Source organism: Endozoicomonas sp. ALE010 (assembly GCF_049310165.1).
Taxonomy (GTDB): Bacteria; Pseudomonadota; Gammaproteobacteria; order Pseudomonadales; family Endozoicomonadaceae; genus Endozoicomonas.
This window is the reverse complement of the sequence record NZ_JBLYNV010000043.1, coordinates 18,228-39,075: the sequence shown is the minus strand read 5'-3', so window position 1 is coordinate 39,075 and position 20,848 is coordinate 18,228. Positions and strand designations below refer to the sequence as shown.

Below are 20,848 nucleotides of genomic sequence, written 5' to 3'. Positions count from 1 at the left end.
TACATTTTTGGACTCTCAACTGGATAAAAATGACAGTCACATCCTGTCGGGCAAAGTGCAAAAACGGACCGGGTAGAGTCCTACCGTACATTTTCACGACAATTCATAGTCAAATTTGTTTTTTATGACTGATCGATCATTGGAAAGTTCCCCTATCAAGGCATAGCTGGCAAACTTAGCCAGAATTCAACAGTTGAATTGAGAACCTGCTCAAATCCCGATTTACGGTTCAGCCGTTGTTTTCCTTACGCTTCAGAGGTTTGATTACGGCAACAGGCATGCCAATATTGGACTATCAAACGATCAGGTACTGGCGGGGAGGACTGGCCAGCCATACTGATCACCATCAGGGAACTGTGTGAATGTCACCGATTATAGAACTTATAGAGACCTCAACCCCTTACCTGACCTTTGTGCTGACCATCGTTGGCTTGATTGTCGGTAGTTTTCTCAATGTGGTGATCCACCGGTTACCAATAATGATGGAAAGGCAGTGGCAGCAGCAGAGTGAAGCTATTTTACACCCGGAAAAGATACCGGATCCTCTGCCTGCTTTTAACCTTGTCGTGCCTGCATCTACCTGTCCTTCCTGTCAGCATAAAATCCGTGCCTGGGAGAATATTCCAGTGATCAGCTATCTGTTCCTGAGAGGTAAATGCTCAGCCTGCCAGACCCCGATTTCATTGCGCTATCCAGCCATCGAGATACTCAGCGCCCTTATGACGGTAATGATTGGCCTGACCTACGGCGTGACATTACAGACACTGGTCTTCTGTCTGTTCGGCTGGTCACTGCTGACCCTGACCATGATCGACTACGATACCCAGCTACTGCCTGACGATATTACTCTGCCACTGCTCTGGGCAGGCCTGATCGTCAACAGCTTTGGACTGGTGGTAAGCCTTGAACAGGCGCTGTGGGGAGCCATTGCCGGTTATCTGTCCCTGTGGAGTGTTTACTGGGTATTCAAACTGGTGACCGGCAAGGAAGGCATGGGCTACGGTGACTTTAAACTGCTGGCGGCGCTGGGGGCCTGGCTGGGCTGGATGAAGCTGCCCCTGATCATCCTGCTCTCATCACTGGTTGGCACTGTTGCAGCGATACTGTTGATCGTCAGTAAACGCCAGGAACGATCCAACCCGATTCCCTTTGGTCCTTATCTGGCCATTGCCGGCTTTGTTGCTCTGGTCTGGGGCGATCAACTGATTGCGGCTTATCTGAGCTTTTCGGGTTTGAACGGATGACCACTGTAAAATCACAGCAGCCCCGAGCTCAACAAAAGCGCCCATTTACGGTTGGAGTCACCGGCGGTATTGGCAGTGGCAAAACGGCAGTGACCGACTTTTTTGCCAACAAGGGAATTTGCATTGTTGATGCGGATATCGCTTCCCGCGTGGTGGTAGAGCCGGGAAAACCGGCTTTGGCTGACATTGAACGGCGCTATGGCCGGGAGATTTTGCTCGATGGCAGTCTTGACCGTAGAAAGCTGAGAACCATCATCTTTGCTGATGCTGATGAACGAAAATGGCTGGAAGGTCTGCTACACCCCCTGATACGGGATCAGATAATCCTTGAGCTGACCCATGCTGAATCACGTTATGCCGTACTGGTTTCGCCGTTGATGCTGGAAACCAGTCAGCATGAATTGGTGGACCGTGTGCTGGTCGTGGATGTGCCAGAGAGTGTTCAGCTATCCCGCACCATGGCCCGTGACCAGATGACAGAGGATCAGACCCGGCAGATTCTCAGTAGCCAGATGGAACGGCAACAGAGAGTTGGCAGAGCCGATGATATCGTTGATAACAGTGGCTCTATAAGCCAGTTGCACCGGTCATTGGATAAACTGCATCATTATTACCTGAGCCTCGCTTGAGGCTCAGGTGCTTCGTTAAACACCCGGTCTCCAGCCATTAGTTATCGGATAGCGACGATCCCGGCCAAACCCTCTTGGCGTAATTCTGACCCCAATAGCTGACTGGCGACGTTTGTACTCATTGATATCCACCAGCCTCAGAACACGATAAACCGTATCCCGGTCAAACCCTTCTTTCACGATGGATTCGGCACTTTGATCCTGTTCAATATAGAGTTCAAGAATGCGATCCAGCTCATCATAGGGCGGCAGGCTGTCTTCATCCACCTGATCCGGGGCAAGTTCAGCGGAGGGCGGACGGTCTATCACTCGCTGGGGAATCACATAGCCCCGGGTATTGCGATATTCGGACAGTTTAAACACCAGTGTTTTCGGTACATCTTTCAGAACATCAAAACCACCGGCCATATCGCCGTAGAGCGTGCAGTATCCCACTGCCATTTCACTTTTATTACCGGTAGTCAGTACCAGGTAACCCTTCTTATTGGAGATCGCCATCAGCATGACACCCCGGCACCGGGACTGCAGGTTTTCTTCGGTGGTATCCCGACCATAACCAGCAAACTCGGTACTCAGGGTGTCCATAAAGGCATCAAACATCGGTTCAATCGGCAGCACTTTATAGTCAATGCCCAGAATTTTCGCCTCTTCTGCCGCATCCTCAAGGCTCATATCGGAGGTGTAACGGTAGGGCATCATGACCGCCTGAACCCGATCTTTACCCAGGGCATCGGTAGCTACTGCCAGAGTCAGGGCAGAGTCAATGCCTCCGGACAACCCTAGAACGATGCCCTTAAAACCATTCTTATTGACATAATCCCTGACACCAGTCACCAGGGCATCATAAACCCTTGAGCAAACGTCGGGGATTTCAGCAACCTCTCCCGGTTCAAATGTCATAGAGCCTTTATCAAAGGCAACGCAGAACAGTTCTTCGGTAAACCAGGTTGCCCCAACAGCCACTTCACCATTACCGTTCATGGCAAAGGAGCCCCCGTCAAACACCAGCTCATCCTGACCACCCACCAGGTTGGTATAAAGGACAGGAAGGCCCGACTCCAGACAGCGCTCACGAACCACCTGCTGACGCAGTGACTGCTTGTTCATGTGGAAGGGTGACGCATTGAGACTGATAATCAGGTCTGCTCCGGCTTCTTTAGCCCGGCGAACCGGCCCCTGGTACCAGAGGTCTTCGCAAATCAACAGGGCAATATTGACACCTTTGCAGGCATAAATAACCGTGTTCTGACCTTTCACAAAATAGCGTTTTTCATCAAAAACCTGGTAATTGGGTAGATGCTGTTTTCCGTAGCGGGCGACAATTTCACCATCACGTAGCACCAGCGCCTGGTTTTCCAGACCATGTGGCCCCATCAGCGGGACACCGATAATCAAGTCAATACCCTTAACCACCCTGAGTCGGTTCAGCGCCTGTTCTACCCGTACAATGAGACTGGGCCGCAACAGCAGGTCTTCTGGCGGATAACCACAGAGGGTCAGCTCCGGAAAGACAACAACATCCGCATCCAGCTGATCCCGGGCCTGCTCGGCAGCCTCAATGACACGGGACGTGTTCCCGTCAATGTCGCCCACCACCAGATTCAGCTGGGCCATGACCATATTGAGCTTTGCTGACATGGAAATACCTGTCTATCCCTTGTTTAAACACATCTATCAGGGGCGGTATTGTCTGGTAAGTAATGGTGTCTGTAAATTGAAATACCCAATGAAGGGGATAAACCCATAAATCCAGGTGCTGAGAAACAGCCTCGAATCATGGGAGGGTGGGAAACAGCCATTAAAAGATGCAGGATGGCAGGGCGGTGTTACCCATCCGCCCCGAAGTCAAAATCCATGCGCTCTGAAGGGGGGTGCATATAGCTGCCCTGAATAAAATCGGCGCCATACTGCCAGACGGGGGTCATTTCTTCCGCTGTTTCAATCCCGGGCACAATCACTTTACGGCCACTTTGACTGAGATCCTGGATCATCTTTTGTAACTCCTGGGCATTTCCACCACTGCTGAGGTCTTCTGTGAAGGATTGGTCAAGCTTTACCAGGTCAATATCAAGATGAGCAATCCCCTCCAGTGGGTTAAGGCTGCAACCGAATTCACTGATCACTGTCTGGCATCCCATCGCTTTCAGAGTGCTGAAAAAATCCGGTATCTCTTCTGAGTAACGGGCCAGGTTCTGTTCACTCAATTCAATGGCAACAGCATCCGCAGGAATGCCCGCCGTTTTCAGAGCCGCCTTCATCCATGGGATAAATGTATCATCCGTTGCAGAACAACCACCGACATGCAGCAACAGCCGGGTATCACTCCCTTCTTTTCTTTTGGCTATCAATGCTTTACTGGCTTCAATCAGTTGCCACCGGTCCAGCTTGTTCCACAAACTGATTTTTTCCAGTTTGGGCCTGAATTCTGAAGCCTCATGTTCCTTTCCTTCCGGGTCGGTCAGGACAAAAGAGACTTCGTAATACTCAGATGGTGATCCTGCAAGGGAGATAACGGGTTGATAACTCAACCTGAATGTTTTGTTCTTTATCGCCTGGCTGACCATGCCAGCCAGCTGCTTTTCAACGGAATGAACCGAGCTGACTTTACGCTTCTGGTAAAAGCACAGTTGGTTGCCACCCTGCTTTTGTGCCAACACGGTGGCCTGACGACTTTGACCAGTCAATGTTTCAGCATCGCTGGCGGTATCACTGAGAATAACAGCACCTATTGACAGCTTGACCGGCAACGGATGTTGATCAATGACAATATCCTCACCGGTAACGGCTGCCAGCAAACTTTCCATCAGTTCGGTAACGTCCTGTTCTTCCCCTTCCCGAAGCAGAGCGGCAAAGTTTGCCCCTCCCCGGCTGGATACATGATGCGTGGCGTCAAGATGTGACGTTATCTTATGCGCAACCGATTTAAACAGCTTCTGGCTAACCTCTTTCCCATGCTGTTCATGGGCGGCTTTCAGGGTTTCCAGATGGAGATAACATAATGTTGACTTTCCTTTGCCTTCTACCGCTCTCTGGATAGCAATATCCAATGCCTGATCGAACAGTTTCCGGTCAAATAGCCCCGTTTCAGCGTCCGGCGCTGACTTTTCCAGGGTTTTATCTACTTCGTCCTGCTCACCTTCTTTCTCGCAGGGCTTAATCTGCAGACTGAGAGTGAACTCACCATTAAATGACGTCGGCGAGATCACTATGGACACAGGCACTTCTGAGCCATTGTGAGCGACTAAAGGACATTGAATGGCCGCCAGTGCCTGACCGCTTTCTTCAATGCCCATGAGAAACGCTTCAACGTCCTGCTGATCTTTGGTAATGATCAAATCCCTGAACAACTTTCCATCCAGAGACTCCTCTTCCGCCAGCCCCAGCAGGTTGATAAATGCCGTGTTAGCAAACCGGATGTGTCCATAATTAATGTATACAACCGGATCAACCTGGTCATCGAGCAATAATTGACGCTGCTTTTCTGATTCATGCAAGGCGACGCTCATGCGTCGATGGTGTCGCCTGACCTTCAGGTCTTCGAACTCCTTCCGGGCAACCGTCAAAAGATATTCGTCATGCCCCGGTGGAATCACTGCACGGGCACCCATTTGTATAAGCGACAGCTCATCGGTTTCATCATCCGGGTTTATCAGGACGATACCCGGCAAATCAATGCCTTTCTGATTAATATCATCAAAGATTCGGGAATAAGTTAATGGCTCGGGAGGCTCTGCCATCAACAGTAGATCCCAGTGCTGCTGTCCGGACGTGGCTTCAGTGAGATCATCCAAAGAGTTGATCTGTTTTGCCCGAGTGGAATAACCAGACTCACGGAAAACATTCAGGAGCGATTCTGCTTCCCTGGTTGATGAGTCAATGATTAAAAAGCGAATTAAGTCTTTGTCGCCCAATGCCATGGTTATGCTTTCCCTGTTGAACTTAGAAAGCTATCGGCGGTTACCTGATGAATTATATAGCGCAAAGATCATCGTCAGGGGCTGTTGACGTTTCAAACTACGCGAGCAGGTAATAGAGCAAGGCGGAGAGCCTGTAATACCAGGAAGAAAGAATTCAGTCATTGGCAATGGCGACATGGACTGGCATTTATACAAGGACAGACAGGGAGCAGGTTTATGAAATATCCGGGCTGATATGGTTTCAATGTGTTTGACGGGGGTTGTCGTGCCTCCGCACTCCGTTCGTCCTGAGCCTGTCGAAGGGCGGAAACTCCGGACTCTGGTAGATCGCGCCAAACACCCTTCGACTTCGCTCAGGGTGAACGGAGATTGTACACGTCAAACTCATTGAAACCATGTACTAACTCCCTGGTAATGTATCAACGAAGATAATCCCCATAGTCTGGCTTGAACTGGCTCCGTTACCATTCAGCGTAGCTATGCTGTCTAACTCATAAACACGGCCGATGAATTTAGCAATGTCAAATCCGGGGGGAGGAAGGGTATTAGAAACATACCTGAGTGTAACCCTCTGACATATTCCAACTGCATTATTACACCCACCCGGATTAACAATAGGAGACAGAGTTTCCTGCTTCGCGGTGAAGGCGTTACGGAAGTGTACGGGATTGGCATCCAGGTAGGAAAATTGGCTTTCCAACTCATTGAAGGCAACCTGATATACCTCAATGGTTCGCTGTTCATTGCCTACTGTTACTTCTTCCAGCAATGCTGTTTCCATAACCATAAGACCGGAAAACGTCATAACAAGCATGACAATCATAACGATTAATAAAAAAGAACCCGTCTGCTTGCGTTGCTCTGAACCGCTTACCATAATGACAGCCCGTATTAATGTGGTCTTCAAATGGTGCTATCGACTGATCATTCTGCCACATAATATCCATCGGGCTTTTTCATCAGTGAAATTCCAAACGGGTTATTGCAAATCATCTACCTGCTGACATCTTGCTAACATCACCGCCAGTGGCTTTGAGGTGTTCTTGCTCCGCGGCTGTCCAAAGTCATATTGCCATCTTCTGCCTGCAAACCCTGGGCAACAGCGGTTAACTGCACGCAGCGCTCCAGAGGGTCTGAACCACACTGAGCGGCCTGTATCTGGTAAGTACCACTTTCAGACTCTACAGGGCTTGTGGTGTCAAACCCTAAATCGGCCAGATTGGCAGTGTATCTCAACATCTCAGTGTAGTACCGTTCCTGCTGCTGCATGACATTCAACAGCATGGCAGCACCCTCACCTCTTTTTGATTCGGTGACATATTGACGATAGCTGGGCAGCATAATGCTTGCCAAAATACCAATAATGGCTACAACAATCATCAGTTCAATCAAGGTGAAACCTTTATTAACCTTATTCATCGGTTCTCTCTCCGGAACTCTCGGACAGCCTCCTAGAATCCAGCATTATTCAAACGAATGGCTGTGCTGTACATGTACCTTGGCGTCTGATCATCCATTGTCAAACTCCCACTATCGAGCAGGTTATAGGTTCTGGACCTTCTATCAAAAACACGTGACTCCTTTCCAGCACTGACCAGCACGCCAACACGAATGCCTAAAACCTGTCGCCAGTCTGCCACCCCTGAGGCTGTCACATACTGATTAATACTTGACTCCCCCGCCGGGGCAATCCCATAAAGTGCCTGCAATCGCTCCACACCCTGAACCAGTGCCTGGGCATTCCCCCGTGGAGTTCCCGTTAATGGATCATAACCACGGCAAAACAGGGTGCTGATGTGATCGTTTGCATGGTCCGGGGCTACAAAATAGACGTCTGCTGTCAATGCCCCCGGGACAACGGTTGCACCTGTACAGTCCTGAAGTTGACCATTGTCACGATTTGGTACGGGCTCATATTGAATGGCCACTCTATCACTGTTGGTACCACCACCTTCAATCGTACAGGTCGCCCCCCCTTCACATCTTCCCAGGTAGAAAGGTTGTATTGAGCCTGCTCCGATCTCGGATCTGAAGCCGGCTCTACGAAACTCAGTGCTCATGATATAGAGACTATGACGTCCGTTTTCCTGGGCTGTGGCAATAAACTCATTCACACTGGCGGAGCGACTATTGTTCACCATTAACTGTAAAGCACTGCCTGCGACTATCAGACCCATAAGAAAGGCCAGCATCATTTCTACAATGCTGAACCCCTTTTGATGATGAATTATGTTGGGCATTGTTCAATTCCTGACGTACCTGAATTCAACCTGCTGACGATCCCCAATAACACCTTTTTCCGTTCCCCTTGTGGCCCAGGAAATCAGGACCCTGACTTTATCCGTCGGCAAACAGGAGCCATCACAGCTGATGTCGATTCTCGGTTCGATCACGATATTGGCACTGCTGCACATCAAACCATGAATATCAAACGCTGCCATTTGATCAGCATTACATGTGGTACCAATACAACGGGGAGGAGAAGCCTGGCAGTAGGAGCCCAAATTGGCGGAGGCGTTTGATGATTCTCTCTGATATGCAGAGTTTGCCAGCCCGGCCGGGTTTAGCCTCATTACCTCAGCAGCGGCATTCACCATCCATACGGCCTGGGATCTCTGGATAGCGTCATGATTCGCTCGAATGGCCTGACTCTGCATACCAGTAACCGCGATTACGCCCCCTGCAAAAATCAGCACACCGACCATGACTTCAACAATACCGATCCCTTTTTGCCGCAAAGACCCGGGCTGTCTTCCTGTCTTGTGAAAAGCCGCAACCGAAAGGGAACCTGGTTCAGCATTTACGGGGCTGGCATGGGCAGGATTGATATGGTTGGTCATAAACAATTCACACCCTCACGCTTGCGAATCAACCCTGATCCTGAAATATTCACCAGTCGCTGAAACACTGGTCTTTTTGGCACCGAACATAACGTGAACCCACCCTGATGAACTGCGCTCCCCCTGGGTCTGAAACTGAGCACCTCAGCATTGCTGTGCCACAGAATTTCAACCGGGCTGCTGACCGGGTTATACACCCGAATAACCTCTTCACCCCAGTCAACATAGTTGTTGCCATTGCGGTTAACGAAAACAATCCAGCCATCTGCCCAGTTCACCCCGGGCTGACAGCCACTGCCAGTTGTAGAGCGACAGACGCTGACGGTTTCAGCACGCTTGATCGCTTCGCTTCTGGCCAGAACCGCACTGGCATATAGCCGCTGATTCACATAATCAAGCTTGAACCCTTCAGCAACCTGCCCGATGGGAATCACCAGATTGACCATGATGGCGATCAGGACAATCGTGATCATCATCTCTACAAGCGTGAAGCCACGATTGTATTTATGGTTTAACGATGTTTGAAGAAATAACAAACCCACCTACTTCCCTGTCGAGGACGCCTTTCTTTAAATCTAGGTGTGTGAGTTAAACCGACGTTCAGAAGTCGATAGACGGTACAAAAACAAGGATAAAAACTGGAAGTCGTCCGTTTATTTCCAGCACGCTTCCGGGGTCAGAACCCCTAAATGATCCACAGTAAACTGTGTACAACCTGAGTCCGTAGCCTGGACACCATTGCCCAGCGCAGTGGCTGTCAGGGTAAATGAGGAGTTGTCGGCTTCAACGCTCAGGGTGTAATAACCCTCGGGAGAACTGCTTCCACCGAGCATATCCATAGAGTCTGTATAGGTATGGTTAACGGAGTACCAGCGCTCCTGGGCAGCCATAGCGCCGGTCAGGGCGGCCCAGGCATCGCTGCGTCGAACTTCATACATATACTGGCTGTAGGAGGGATAGACGATACCTGCCAGAAGACCAATTATGGCGACAACAATAATCAGCTCGGGTAATGAAAACCCCTTTTCATGACTATTTGTCACTGGTTTATCTGTATTCATATCAATCAATCCATGGAATGCTGAAAATCTGCCACCAGCTCTGCCGTCCTTCCGAGCTGAAACTGTAATCAAGGTTTCTTGCAGTAATACTGCCACCGGCCCCCTGGGTCACCGCAGTCAGTTTCCCTCCTTCCCCCTGATGGGCCACCGGTGAAGAAGCATAACCGATCCCCAGACTCACCTTATTCAGGGAACGCTCCAGCTCCAGAGTATCCACAGGTACACTGCCCAGGACGGCATCAGGCGATGCGGTACCGGTCAGGTAATGCACAGCATAAAGTGAGCTTGTACCATCAATGGAACAACTGTCCGCAGGTGGACGGTATTCAGTAAACAGGATTTGGGAGAACAACCTGGCAGCGCTGTTCACACTTCGCCCGGCTGGGCCAGAGCCATCAACACTGAGAGGCAGCGTCCACCCCCCCTGCTCAGCGACCACCGCCTGTAAGGTACCGAAACTGTTGATGGTTCGGGAGCCTACCGTAAATGGCGTATAGGAGGAGTCTGACTTCTGCACGACATCACCATTGGTAAATACAACCACATCCCCCACATTGACCAGATTACTCTGGCTGACGGATGCATAGGTAAACTGCCTGGAGCTGTTCAACGGTTCCTGAACACCGTAGAAATAGTTGGCCTCAGTACTGCGATTGTCACCATTGGTCAGCAGCCGACCTGTTCCGGAGTATACCCAGAAGCTGTTGTCATCAGTCACGGTCATGGGGGGTGCCGTAATCGGCTGTCCGGCATCCATCAACACATTCAGGCTGGAGTTTTCCAGTGCTGATGTCAGCCTCAGCCTCATCAGTTTTCCACTCAAACCGATACTTCCTGTCTCAACCGTGCCAAAGTAAACGGCATCATCCTGGTAATCCCGGTCCCAGTCTTCAGCCACCATATCGCCTGCATAAGCCGTGGAATAGGAGGTCACAAGGGGATCAAAACCGGCAACAAAATTCTTGTTATTCAGATCATAAGCAAATACGCGAAGATTCTGATCCGACGTTCCCTGCTCCAGGGCTGATCTCAGGGCAGTAGACCCGCTGCCTGCTGGCCCGGAGCCAAACACCAGGTACCATTCGTTTTGTACCGGATTACTCCAATCGGTCTCGCCATTAACATCCGTACCAGCTTTCCGCCGTTTAACCAGCGCAGGCTGTGAGGTAGTAAAACCCAGATCAGCATGGGTAATTTCAGCCAGCAACGCCGGGGGCTGCTCGGGATCAGTGATATCCAACACCACCCAGGCAGAGCGCATGGTACGACTTTCACTGTCGATGGTGACATCAATATTGCCCCCTCCCAGTCTCATACCCACCACCAGAACCGTTCCCCAGCCACCAGGATGAGTGCTGTCATCAGCGAAGATATTGGCATCGAAGACCATCGGTTCCGAATCCATGTAATAAACATGGGGGTAATCGGTCTCAGTGAGCCAGCGAAGGTGAGGTAACAGATTCATTGGTGCGTAACTCCAAAGCTCTGAACCCAGCGGATGCTGTACCTCACCATGACTGGCTGTGCGCTCATAGCGGTAGGAACTCTCTTCCCAGAACCCGCCATTAAAGGCATGAATCAAACCATCGTTGGCTCCGACGTAGAGCACATGCCGCCGATTCAGGTATTGATTGCGGAAGGTTCGATAGCTGCTGTCGTTGTAATAGGCGTCGTAACGACTATCGGGTGCTGCCACCAGTCTGGGTGTTGAGTGAACGATATCCCCAAGGCGCCAGACTTCATCAATACCATCTTCATCAAAATCGATGGTACGGGAACGGGTGCCAGCCTGCTCTTCTCCCCGAACATAGTTAACGACAGTAGCGACTTCACTGGCAGAAACGCCCAGATACCCTTCATGTCCAGTAAAGGTTGAAGACATAAACGGCAGCTGTTCGTCATCATCCACCTGCTGATTATTATTGATATCCAGCCAGGTCAGCATATATCGGCCACCGGAGGCGAGCGCATCATAGGTTCTCTGATTGGTCAGATTACTCAATAAGGCCAGCTGTTCCCGCGCATCCCAGATCGTCTCAAGTGAAGCGAGTGATTTCAGCGGGCCATCGGCTACCCTGGTGACACCAAAATCGTCAGAGGTGTAACGTTGAACCATTGTCTGTCCGGCATTCGGATCAAAAAACAGTTCAACGATTTTATCTGAGCGGTAGTCATCCAGTTGGGCATTCCCGTTGCCATCTTCCCGGATATAGCCTTTGCTATCGATAAACAGTGAATGGAGAATACCGCCCCAGGTCACCGACTTGCCATTGATATCAAGGCTTGGCTGAAACAGTGCCTGATAGATAGCGCCAGTGCCTGTAGAGCTATTGGCAAACAGCGCCGCATTCGTTGCCGAAGAGACCCGACTGGAAATATCCTCCAGTACCTGCCCCAACTGACTGGCAAGCAAGGCTGGATTTCTGGCGAAAAAATAGTTATCCGGCAAGCCATCCGAGCCCAAGGCTCCCGTCACATTATTTCTATTGTCCCACTCACGATGATCATCGCTATCAGGGCTGCCATCCCCATCAGTATCATGATTGGGACTGCCATCGCCATCAAGATCGATAAAGCCACCGTATTTTGCCGCAAGAAACAGCGGTTTGGGCAACACGCCAGCAGCCGCTCCGGAAGCGGTAAAATCAGTAACCTTAAATGCGGTTGTTCCCTTGTAGGCATAATCAGTTTGCAGGCCATCACGCCCTGAACTCCCGGTAACGGTATAAGAGAAACGCATATTCAGACCGGCAAATACGCCATCCACCTGCACAGCCACTCTGACTTCATTGGCATTAAACCCGGTGGTATTCAGTGTACTGTCTGCTGTTTGGTTGCATTGGCTGCCAACACAAAACTTGATTCTGGAAGAGGCATCGTAGTCATAATCGTTACCCCAGAGAGAATCCTCCCAGGTAAACAGCAGAGCCCCCTCAACCACCTGCCCGGTCCCGTCCAGTATCAGTTTCTCCACCACTACATCGGTTAGCGTGCAATCACTGCCACTACCGGAAAAATTACCGCTACCACTGCCAAAATTTGCACTGGTCTGGCAAACCGGCTGAAAAGTAAAAAGCCTGCCATCCACATTCAACGTAAAGCTGGGCATGGTTTCGGCCAGCTCTATGGCATAGGTTTTCACTCTCTGATTGCCATCAAGATCTGTTCGCAGGTCTGTTGTGTTGCCATGAAAAGCCAGTCCGGACACTTGATAGCCACCTTCCAGCTGAGGGATTTCCGGACACAGGCCCACAGCATCGGAAAGACCAGACAAATACTTAGCAGTACATTGACGTGTACTACCCGTCCCCCCCACAAGATAATGACCGGCAAAACTGCCGCCATACTCATGATCCCCGACTTCATCCGTTTTACTATTAACAGAGCTGGTGCCGGTCATTCCCGGAAGATCAGAGCTACTGGACAGCTGATCAGTATCGAATGAGTTCAATCCCGTGGATAAAACAATAATCGAGCAGTTGGCACAGGCATTATCTGTTGACATTGGATTCGCCCAGCTCTCTCTGGACAGATTACTGACGAAGGCTCTGTCATTGGTGGTGTCGAAGCTACTGGTAGCCGTAGTTTCTCCGGCAAAGTAACGAAGCGCTTCCAGATACAGTTCCGCCAGAGGGTTCCCCCACATACTGCAATGACGTGAAGAGTAGGTGCCTCTGCTGGATTTAAACGCCGAGACAGAAATGCCGTAGCTATTACAATCTGTATATTTGTTTTGGGAAAAACTGTACTTCGCCAGCCTGAATTGATTGATGTTATGAATAATCCCTTCAACACTGGTAAAACGTCCGGAAGAAAGCTCTATTTCATCATCAGAACTCTGAGCGTTTCCGGCAATTTTGCTGATATTTCGCCGCAATACGCCACCGGAAATATTTTTATCATAAGAGCCACTGATTAAGCCAAAGCGAATATCCCCTGACTCACCATACTGCTGAAGCAAGCCTATGGGTTTGCTCTTGCCAGTGCTGTACAGCTTACAGCGATCGGTACTTGCGGCATCTTTACCGGTGACACAGGCGTTAATATAAACATCGTTTGTCGTTAATCTGTAACTGGTAGAAGGACTGTTCTGTGCGCCCCACTGGCACTGCTTTACTTCTGTAGAAGCCCATCGCGGCCAGGCCTCCCTGGCAACCCTGACTTCAGGCGTGCCATTTTCAGAACCGGCAACATTACAGAGACTGATCTCACTGTTGTTATAGGGCGTAAAATTCCCGGTGGGAATGCCTGAATCACTGCTCCTGTAAATTTTGACAAACGCATGCACATCCCTGGGGATATAAGCCCGTTCCAGTATCGTTTGATTATCGGTATCCGTGGATCGCTTTCCGCCAAAAAGCACCGTTCTGAGGATGTCCATCCGTGTCATGGTGGCCCAGTTCAGAAAGTTACCACTCCAGGGAGCCTGAGAGGTGGTGCAATAGTGCCCGTGATCACCGGTGGCCTGGGCTACCGGAGAATAGCGTCCGGAAGCGTATTGATAGCACCAGTTACTGTCGAAATACCCGAGATAGTCAAAACTGTCCACATAGCTGGTATCCAGTCGTCCATCCGAATTAAGGTCCGTGTAATCGCTGTACGCTTTTTTAAACAGTTCATGGTCAACGGACATCACCAGCATCACCAGTGGCTCTGATGTATTACTGATCAAGGGGGGCGTTGCGGCATAATCACTGGAAACCGCTTCAGCATTGGCCCGAAAAGACAACAGCACCAGCAGCCCGAACAACACGACCTGCCTGAAAGTAACACCATGTGAGGTATATCGATCCATGATCACCTCCACTTCCCTGTTAATATTCCCTAACTCAACATCAATTGCTTTTTTTATACGACGATTGAAGCATTACCTGCGAATCGCCTGAACCGCCCCTAGCCAGGGCGGTAATCCGATAGAACCTGGCCCAGTCCCCACGGTTGGCCGGATCTGGTAAAGGCCCTGATGCCTCTTTGGCGATATAGCAGCGAAACTCAATAATGTATTTGGCCCGGGCTGATATACCGCTGATGGTAACTGTCGTCACTCTGTGCCGATCACTCGCACTCCACAAGGTACCCGTTAACCAAGGCTCGGAAACACCTGGGTCACAGCTGCCAATATCGTCAATATCGCTTCCGGCAAAACAGTACCCATTGTCACAATTCACGCCAAAGCCTGATAAGGCCAGCGCATTGTCAGCAATAAAATTTTCCGCCTCTTTTAACGCCGCCTCTGCCGCATAAAATGCCATCTGCTGATCCTGATAATTACCACTCATCTTCTCTTCAAGCGTTGCCATTTTTACAGAGATCAAACCAGCAACCGTCATAACCAGCAACATCACCAGGCTGACCAGCAATATACTTCCTCTCTCACCTGTTTCCGGATGCAATAAACGGCTTCTCCTGAAAAACTCAATATGTTGTCTGATGCCTGCGGCAGTTAAAATGATTCCCATCACAGCCCCCGATTCCTGAGCTTAATGGTTTTCATAAAGCTCCGGCGAACGTATAGGTCATCGGGCAGCACTTGCTGGCCAGCAAAGAAATAGGCCTGAGCTTCCGGAGCCACTTCAGTGAAACTCCGAACCAGCAGTTCAAGCTTGACTGTAATAATCTGCCGCCACTCATCGCTGTAAGGTGTTATTTCACCAGCGGTCATATACCGGTTGACAACCCCGTCATTATCACTGTCCAGCCCATAACGAATACTCAGTCCTTCAATGCCTTCAACCAGCGCTTCTGTATTGATGCTATTGCCACTGGCGTATTCACCCGCCAGCTTTCGGTACAGTGTCGGTACGTTATTGCTCTCCCTCAGATAGAAGGCATAAGACTGCAAAGGTGCCATTCGTGATCCCTGGTGACTGATATTGCCGGAACCAATAGTACTGCCATGACAACTGAAGTTACCCTGTAACTGACTGATACAGTTGTAAAGGCTGCTACTGCCTACTGCCGGATGCGTCACCACACTATTGGTTGTTGCCGCCCCTGCCCGGAAAATGGAAACCTGCCCACAGTCTGATGAAATCAGCGCCAGAAGATCACCTTCATCATGGCTACGGCTTTGTGCCAGTGTTGCCGAAGCAGTGCCAGTATTATGGCCACTGACCAGGGTGGACTGATTGCTATCAACACTGTGAATAATAATGGCTTCCGAGATAGCATTGCTGTCCAGCTGCTGCTCAACACTGTTACCGGCAGGAATGCCCAGAACGCCTTTATCAAAATGCATCATCCACTGACGATTATCATTGTTGGAATAGACTAAATTCGCCAGCTTTGCCTGGGCAGGACAGCCGGTATATCCCGCAGTACTGATACTTTGCCCCAGAATATCCAGGGCCAGCCGACCATTTTCCTGAACCCGTGCCAGCTCATCCTGCAATACCCACGATCGGCTGGATGCCAGCACCAGATGGCCAACCCCGGTAAAAAGAATCAGACCAAGGACCAGGGCAATCATCATTTCAACCAGTGAGAATCCTTTCTCAATCCGCTTCATAGTATCCCCCTTAATACCACATCACTCAGGGGGACCCTGTTGCCCATATCCGGGAAACTGAGACGAATGATATACGTTCGAACACCCTCACTGTCCTGGTAGGTAATTGAACCCTTGCTTCCCGGAATCTGGCAGGTCAGCTGAAACTTCCATTGCAGAATATCGTAGGCCGCCATTTCCTGAGGACTACAGCTTCCAGCTTCGCAGCTGTCGGGGTAGCCGCTGTCAATGCATTGGCTGTATTCAAGATCATTCAAACCTGCATGATAACTGTTACCGCTTCTGGCCAGGCTGTTGTTGGCCTGAATACGATCCAGCATATCCGTCGCTAAAAAGGTAGCCTGTGATTGCACATAGGCTGACTGGTTATACTGCAAACTGCTGCTGTGCACCCCTGCCATACCAAGAATGCCGATCGTGATCACCAGCAGGCTGATCAATACTTCTATCAACCCTGCGCCCCGGTTCTTTTTCTCAGGGCTTTTGCTATGAACATCCTTCAGCCGCATGCGCCCCGCTCCTCCGTCCGGAGACGGCCTGTCATGCTGATGATAATTGCTTTGGCATCACTGTTACTGTCCTGGTCACAAACCTGAAAAGTGCCTGCCTGACTGGTCTGGCCACGGCTATTGAAGCGAAGGCGGTAACCACGATTCCACAGGATTGAGATAAGCTCTGACTGCCCTGCAACACGACGAATAACCTGATCACTGTCGTTCAACAGGCCATCATCACGTTCATCCGTAAAAATAAGCCAGCCGTGATGCCAGCCAGCGTTACTTTCATCGCAGGTCAGGTCATCCACAGTGCTACACAATGAAACGGTTCGTTGTCGTTTGACAGCCTCAGATCTGGCCAGCATCAAACTGCCATACAGTTCATCAGCCACATTATCGATCCGGTTATTGACGATAAGGGTTTTCATGCTCGGTGCAGACGCTGCGATCAAAATAGCCGCAATGGACAAAGAAACCAGCAACTCAATCAGAGAAACCCCCATTGCTTTCGAAGGGTTAAACCATTGATGGGGAGGATGACCGGGCAAAAAACAGCAATTGCTCTCATACCTTGTATGAGAGCTGGCAGAATGATGTGCTGAAAAACAATGCTCAACCTTGTACTTCATTGCCCAATCCCTGACACTCAGTCTCACCCAATATTTTGCTACCTGGTCACCAAAAGTTGTCACCAGGAGGATGTCAGGTGATAAAAAGCCGCCTTTGTCACTCCATTATTAAACTTGCAGATATAAAGTGGTTACGTTTATCTTATTAATGGCTTTTTCCTTTGACCAATGGTTCACTGTGACACCAAAAGCCCCATAAGCCCTGCTGGAAACCGGAAGTGTCATTTTATTAAGCCAAACAGCTCATCGCGTTTGATTACCACTGATCGAATATATTAGAAAACTGATCTGTAAATATAAGTGGATAAAGTATATTCGGCATCTATTCTTGTGGTCTCACCCATTGCTTGCAGGTGTTAACTATGAGAATAACTGGAAACATCTTTATAAGGTTCACTTTTATTTTCCTGGTTTTATTGTCTATGTATTCTTATGCTGAATCTGAAGCATTTGAGAAACCAATGGTACCAGAAGGGGATTACGCATTTTCCAATAAGTTGGGTATGAGTAGACATCGACTGGAAGCCATGCAACAGATTCTTGATTCTCAGTCCCAGGCCAGTTTGAAACCTTATATGAAGACGGGTGGTCATTTCCTGGAGGTAGGTCCGGGCCTGGGGTCAATGAGTCAATTCCTCGCGGAATCTACAGGAGAGAACGGAAAAGTCATCGCACTGGATATTGATGATCACTTTCTTGATGAAGTGGCGGCAATTGCCCCTCAGATTGAAGTTATTCATGAAGACATCACCAGTTACGATCCCGGCGTCAACAAGTTTGACCTGGTTTTTATCCGACTCGTGGTCATGCATCTGCCCCATAATGACAATCATGCACTCATCGCCAAACTGGCCAGATCACTGAAGCCGGGGGGGTATCTGGTCATTGAGGACTTTGTTGATGCTGAAAATTTAAACCGGTTCCGCCAGCTTGCCAAAATCAATACGAAACTTCCCGATTATGTGGTGAATGTATATCGCAGAATGTCAAAACATGTTGACTTTGATCAGGGATATCTGCTGGCAGATATGATGACTGAGGCCGGTCTGATTAATGTAGATGCAGAAATATCGTATAAACGGGTTCAGGGGGGTGATAATGCTTATGGTCGTTTTATGTACCTTTCTTTCAGCCAGGTCGAACCGTACCTGGAGGAAATACCGGAGCATGACACATTATTTCCTTTAATTCAGGCTACATGGATGAACCCGGATGTGCATTGGTATGACCATGCAAGGGTTATTTCCGTTGGTCAAAAAAGCCCGGAATGCCCTGAGATTCCCGGGGACAAAAGTACTTAGTTTTATGAGTGATTATGGTGGCCTGTGACCTCCAATCGCCGTATGTGCTTTTGCTCTCGGCGAGTATACAAGCCACTGGTTCATTTTTTCAGGATTGGCTGACTCCAGATCCGGTTCTCTTTCTGCGTTAATCATTATAGGCCCTCGTGCTCCTTGGAATCCTGGAAAAATGCAAACGCGGTTTAAGAAAAAGGCTAATCAGAAACCGCTTTCAAACGCAGCTCTTTAGGCATGGTAAAGACAATATTCTCTTCTTTACCAGCCGACTCTTCCGGTAATTCTGCACCCAGTTCTTTTAACCGCGTGATAACGCCCTGAACCAGAATATCCGGTGCCGAAGCGCCTGCTGTGATACCAATGGATGCTTTGTCAACCAGCCATCCCGGTTTGACATCGTCGGCATTATCCACCAGATGTGCTTCAGCGCCCGAGCGCTCGGCCAGTTCACGCAGTCGGTTGGAGTTTGAGCTGTTCACTGAGCCGACCACCAACACCAGGTCACACTGTCCCGCCAGAATTTTTACCGCATCCTGCCGGTTCTGCGTGGCATAGCAAATATCGTCTTTCCTTGGTCCGTGTATCTCAGGGAACTTGAGACGCAGGGCTTCAATCACTTTGGCAGTGTCATCCATGGAAAGGGTTGTCTGGGTGACATAGGCCAGTCTGGCAGGATCTGCTACCTCAAGAGCACGAACATCGTCTTCGTTCTCAACCAGATACATAGCACCACCGTTTCGTGAGTCGTACTGCCCCATGGTGCCTTCCACTTCAGGGTGCCCATGGTGACCAATCAGTACACACTCCATACCATCCCGGGAATAGCGCACCACTTCCATGTGAACTTTTTTTACCAGCGGGCAGGAGGCATCAAACACTTTCAGGCCCCGACGTTGCGCCTCATCCTCTACAGCCCGAGAAACACCGTGGGCACTGAAAATAACGATGACGTCATCCGGTACCTGATCCAGCTCATCGACAAAGATTGCCCCACGCTCTTTCAGGTTTTCCACCACAAACTTGTTGTGGACCACCTCATGACGGACATAAATAGGAGGACCGAAAACATCAAGCGCCCGGTTGACGATCTCAATGGCACGGTCCACACCTGCACAAAAGCCACGGGGATTAGCCAGTTTGATTTTCATAGGGGAGTCACCAACCTTTTCTGTCACTGCTTTATGGCTCTGGTTATCGCTCAAGGCGTCTCTACATCCAGAATCTGTACCTCAAAGGTCAGGTGCCGACCTGCCAGAGGGTGATTGAAGTCAACTTCAACCATTTCATCATCAAAATTTCTGACCACGCCGGGAAGCTCACTGTTGGCCGCGTCAGAAAAGGACATCACCAGCCCTTCCTCCAGCTCAACCCCACTGGCAAAACTGCCCCTGGGGATACGCTGGAGATTATTGGGATTCGGCATACCAAACGCTTTTTCCGGAGGAATCCGGGACACCCGGTCTTCACCTGACGCCAGGCCATACAGCGTTTCTTCAAATCCTTCCGGGAGATTACCATCACCGATGATCAGGGATGCCGGTTTCTCCGCTGGTGTGCTGTCCACCACACTCCCATCATCCAGCTTCAGGGAAAAATGCAGAGTGACCTTGCTGCCTTCCTCAATTACTGCTGACACCGTGACTCGCTCCTGCTCTTCTATTTATCGTTGCTGCTACTTTCCACCGAAGGATTACTCCGGAACATATCCAGAATCAACATGGCGGCCCCCACCGTAATGGCTGTATCCGCCAGATTGAATGCCGGAAAATACCAGTTTTTGTAGTAAAACAACAGAAAGTCGGTGACATGCCCATGCAACAACCGATCAATCAAATTCCCCAACGCACCGCCCAGTATTAATGACAGAGAGCAGGCCTGCCAGTTTTCTCCTGAGCGAAGCTGCTTCAACCACCCCACCAGCATGATGCTGACAATAATAGCGACACCACTGAGAAACCAGCGCTGCCAACCGGACGCATCACTGAGAAAACTGAAAGCAGCCCCGGTATTGTAAGCAAGGGTCAGGGAAAAGAAGGGCAATACCGGTAATTGCTGGTAAAGGGAAAACTCCTCAATAACCCACCATTTTACCAGTTGGTCAAAGCCGAACACGATGGCACTGAGCCAGAGCCAGTGAAGCTTTCCTGAAGTATTACTCTGCATGGCCGGTTCCTGCTAAAAAGTCCATATTATTCAGTGAGTCCTGTCAATACTAAGTGTCTTGA

The 20,848-nt window shown here is 49.8% G+C and carries 19 protein-coding genes and 1 pseudogene; 4 read left to right on the top strand and 16 right to left on the bottom strand.

What is annotated here, in order from left to right; all coding sequences use genetic code 11:
- Positions 1–362: 362 nt before the first annotated feature.
- Entirely contained in the window at positions 363–1,244 is an 882-nt protein-coding gene (locus ACO6UY_RS16695) for a prepilin peptidase (RefSeq protein WP_422446829.1), read from the top strand.
- Positions 1,241–1,873 (top strand): dephospho-CoA kinase, encoded by a 633-nt coding sequence (coaE, locus tag ACO6UY_RS16690; RefSeq protein ID WP_422446831.1) that lies wholly within the window; start codon positions 1,241–1,243, stop codon positions 1,871–1,873. Before ACO6UY_RS16695 ends, coaE begins: the two co-directional genes overlap by 4 nt.
- Before the next feature lie 15 nt (positions 1,874–1,888).
- On the opposite strand, the gene ACO6UY_RS16685 is transcribed toward coaE, so the two are convergent.
- Positions 1,889–3,511 (bottom strand): NAD+ synthase, encoded by a 1,623-nt coding sequence (locus tag ACO6UY_RS16685; RefSeq protein WP_422462843.1) that lies wholly within the window; start codon positions 3,509–3,511, stop codon positions 1,889–1,891.
- Positions 3,512–3,699: 188 nt separating this feature from the next.
- Positions 3,700–5,790 (bottom strand): EAL domain-containing protein, encoded by a 2,091-nt coding sequence (locus ACO6UY_RS16680; RefSeq protein WP_422490689.1) that lies wholly within the window; start codon positions 5,788–5,790, stop codon positions 3,700–3,702.
- Positions 5,791–5,884: 94 nt separating this feature from the next.
- Here ACO6UY_RS16680 and ACO6UY_RS16675 point away from each other — a divergent pair.
- A pseudogene (locus tag ACO6UY_RS16675) lies at positions 5,885–5,992 on the top strand (IS5/IS1182 family transposase); the annotation flags it as partial.
- Between the two features lie 198 nt (positions 5,993–6,190).
- On the opposite strand, the gene ACO6UY_RS16670 reads toward ACO6UY_RS16675, so the two are convergent.
- The 11 genes from ACO6UY_RS16670 to ACO6UY_RS16620 all read right to left on the bottom strand — a co-directional run bounded on the left by ACO6UY_RS16670 (position 6,191) and on the right by ACO6UY_RS16620 (position 17,124).
- Entirely contained in the window at positions 6,191–6,667 is a 477-nt protein-coding gene (locus ACO6UY_RS16670) for a pilus assembly PilX family protein (RefSeq protein WP_422490687.1), read from the bottom strand.
- A 140-nt stretch (positions 6,668–6,807) separates the two neighbouring features.
- On the bottom strand, positions 6,808–7,209 hold the full coding sequence (locus tag ACO6UY_RS16665; RefSeq protein ID WP_422446839.1) for a type IV pilin protein: 402 nt from the start codon (positions 7,207–7,209) through the stop codon (positions 6,808–6,810).
- A gap of 32 nt (positions 7,210–7,241) precedes the next feature.
- Positions 7,242–8,030 (bottom strand): PilW family protein, encoded by a 789-nt coding sequence (locus ACO6UY_RS16660; protein WP_422446841.1) that lies wholly within the window; start codon positions 8,028–8,030, stop codon positions 7,242–7,244.
- Positions 8,031–8,033: 3 nt separating this feature from the next.
- Positions 8,034–8,630, bottom strand: a complete 597-nt coding sequence (gene pilV / locus ACO6UY_RS16655) for a type IV pilus modification protein PilV (RefSeq protein WP_422446843.1) — start codon at positions 8,628–8,630, stop codon at positions 8,034–8,036.
- Positions 8,627–9,166: a GspH/FimT family pseudopilin gene (locus ACO6UY_RS16650; protein ID WP_422446845.1), complete on the bottom strand. Its 540-nt coding sequence runs from the start codon at positions 9,164–9,166 to the stop codon at positions 8,627–8,629. The genes pilV (ACO6UY_RS16655) and ACO6UY_RS16650 overlap by 4 nt, the downstream gene beginning before the upstream one ends.
- Positions 9,167–9,283: 117 nt before the next feature.
- The gene (locus ACO6UY_RS16645) at positions 9,284–9,691 is read right to left on the bottom strand and encodes a type IV pilin protein (protein WP_422446847.1); all 408 of its coding nucleotides are present in this window, start codon (positions 9,689–9,691) and stop codon (positions 9,284–9,286) included.
- A gap of 1 nt (position 9,692) precedes the next feature.
- Complete coding sequence (locus tag ACO6UY_RS16640; RefSeq protein WP_422490685.1) at positions 9,693–14,486, bottom strand: pilus assembly protein; 4,794 nt, start codon at positions 14,484–14,486, stop codon at positions 9,693–9,695.
- A 40-nt stretch (positions 14,487–14,526) separates the two neighbouring features.
- Positions 14,527–15,150 (bottom strand): pilus assembly PilX family protein, encoded by a 624-nt coding sequence (locus tag ACO6UY_RS16635; RefSeq protein ID WP_422462851.1) that lies wholly within the window; start codon positions 15,148–15,150, stop codon positions 14,527–14,529.
- The gene (locus tag ACO6UY_RS16630; protein WP_422490683.1) at positions 15,150–16,199 is read right to left on the bottom strand and encodes a PilW family protein; all 1,050 of its coding nucleotides are present in this window, start codon (positions 16,197–16,199) and stop codon (positions 15,150–15,152) included. The genes ACO6UY_RS16635 and ACO6UY_RS16630 overlap by 1 nt, the downstream gene beginning before the upstream one ends.
- The gene (pilV, locus tag ACO6UY_RS16625; RefSeq protein WP_422462833.1) at positions 16,196–16,708 is read right to left on the bottom strand and encodes a type IV pilus modification protein PilV; all 513 of its coding nucleotides are present in this window, start codon (positions 16,706–16,708) and stop codon (positions 16,196–16,198) included. The genes ACO6UY_RS16630 and pilV (ACO6UY_RS16625) overlap by 4 nt, the downstream gene beginning before the upstream one ends.
- Positions 16,699–17,124, bottom strand: coding sequence for a GspH/FimT family protein (locus ACO6UY_RS16620; protein ID WP_422490682.1), 426 nt, complete (start codon positions 17,122–17,124; stop codon positions 16,699–16,701). Before ACO6UY_RS16620 ends, pilV (ACO6UY_RS16625) begins: the two co-directional genes overlap by 10 nt.
- A gap of 704 nt (positions 17,125–17,828) precedes the next feature.
- Between ACO6UY_RS16620 and ACO6UY_RS16615 the strand changes: the two genes are divergently transcribed.
- Positions 17,829–18,626, top strand: coding sequence for a class I SAM-dependent methyltransferase (locus ACO6UY_RS16615; RefSeq protein ID WP_422466500.1), 798 nt, complete (start codon positions 17,829–17,831; stop codon positions 18,624–18,626).
- 194 nt (positions 18,627–18,820) lie between these two features.
- Here ACO6UY_RS16615 and ispH read toward each other — a convergent pair whose 3' ends face one another.
- The 3 genes from ispH to lspA are packed head-to-tail and all read right to left on the bottom strand — an operon-like array spanning position 18,821 to position 20,786.
- The gene (gene ispH / locus ACO6UY_RS16610) at positions 18,821–19,771 is read right to left on the bottom strand and encodes a 4-hydroxy-3-methylbut-2-enyl diphosphate reductase (RefSeq protein ID WP_422490694.1); all 951 of its coding nucleotides are present in this window, start codon (positions 19,769–19,771) and stop codon (positions 18,821–18,823) included.
- A 50-nt stretch (positions 19,772–19,821) separates the two neighbouring features.
- Positions 19,822–20,259, bottom strand: coding sequence for an FKBP-type peptidyl-prolyl cis-trans isomerase (gene fkpB, locus ACO6UY_RS16605; protein ID WP_422446857.1), 438 nt, complete (start codon positions 20,257–20,259; stop codon positions 19,822–19,824).
- A 20-nt stretch (positions 20,260–20,279) separates the two neighbouring features.
- Entirely contained in the window at positions 20,280–20,786 is a 507-nt protein-coding gene (gene lspA, locus ACO6UY_RS16600) for a signal peptidase II (RefSeq protein ID WP_422446859.1), read from the bottom strand.
- Positions 20,787–20,848: the final 62 nt, after the last annotated feature.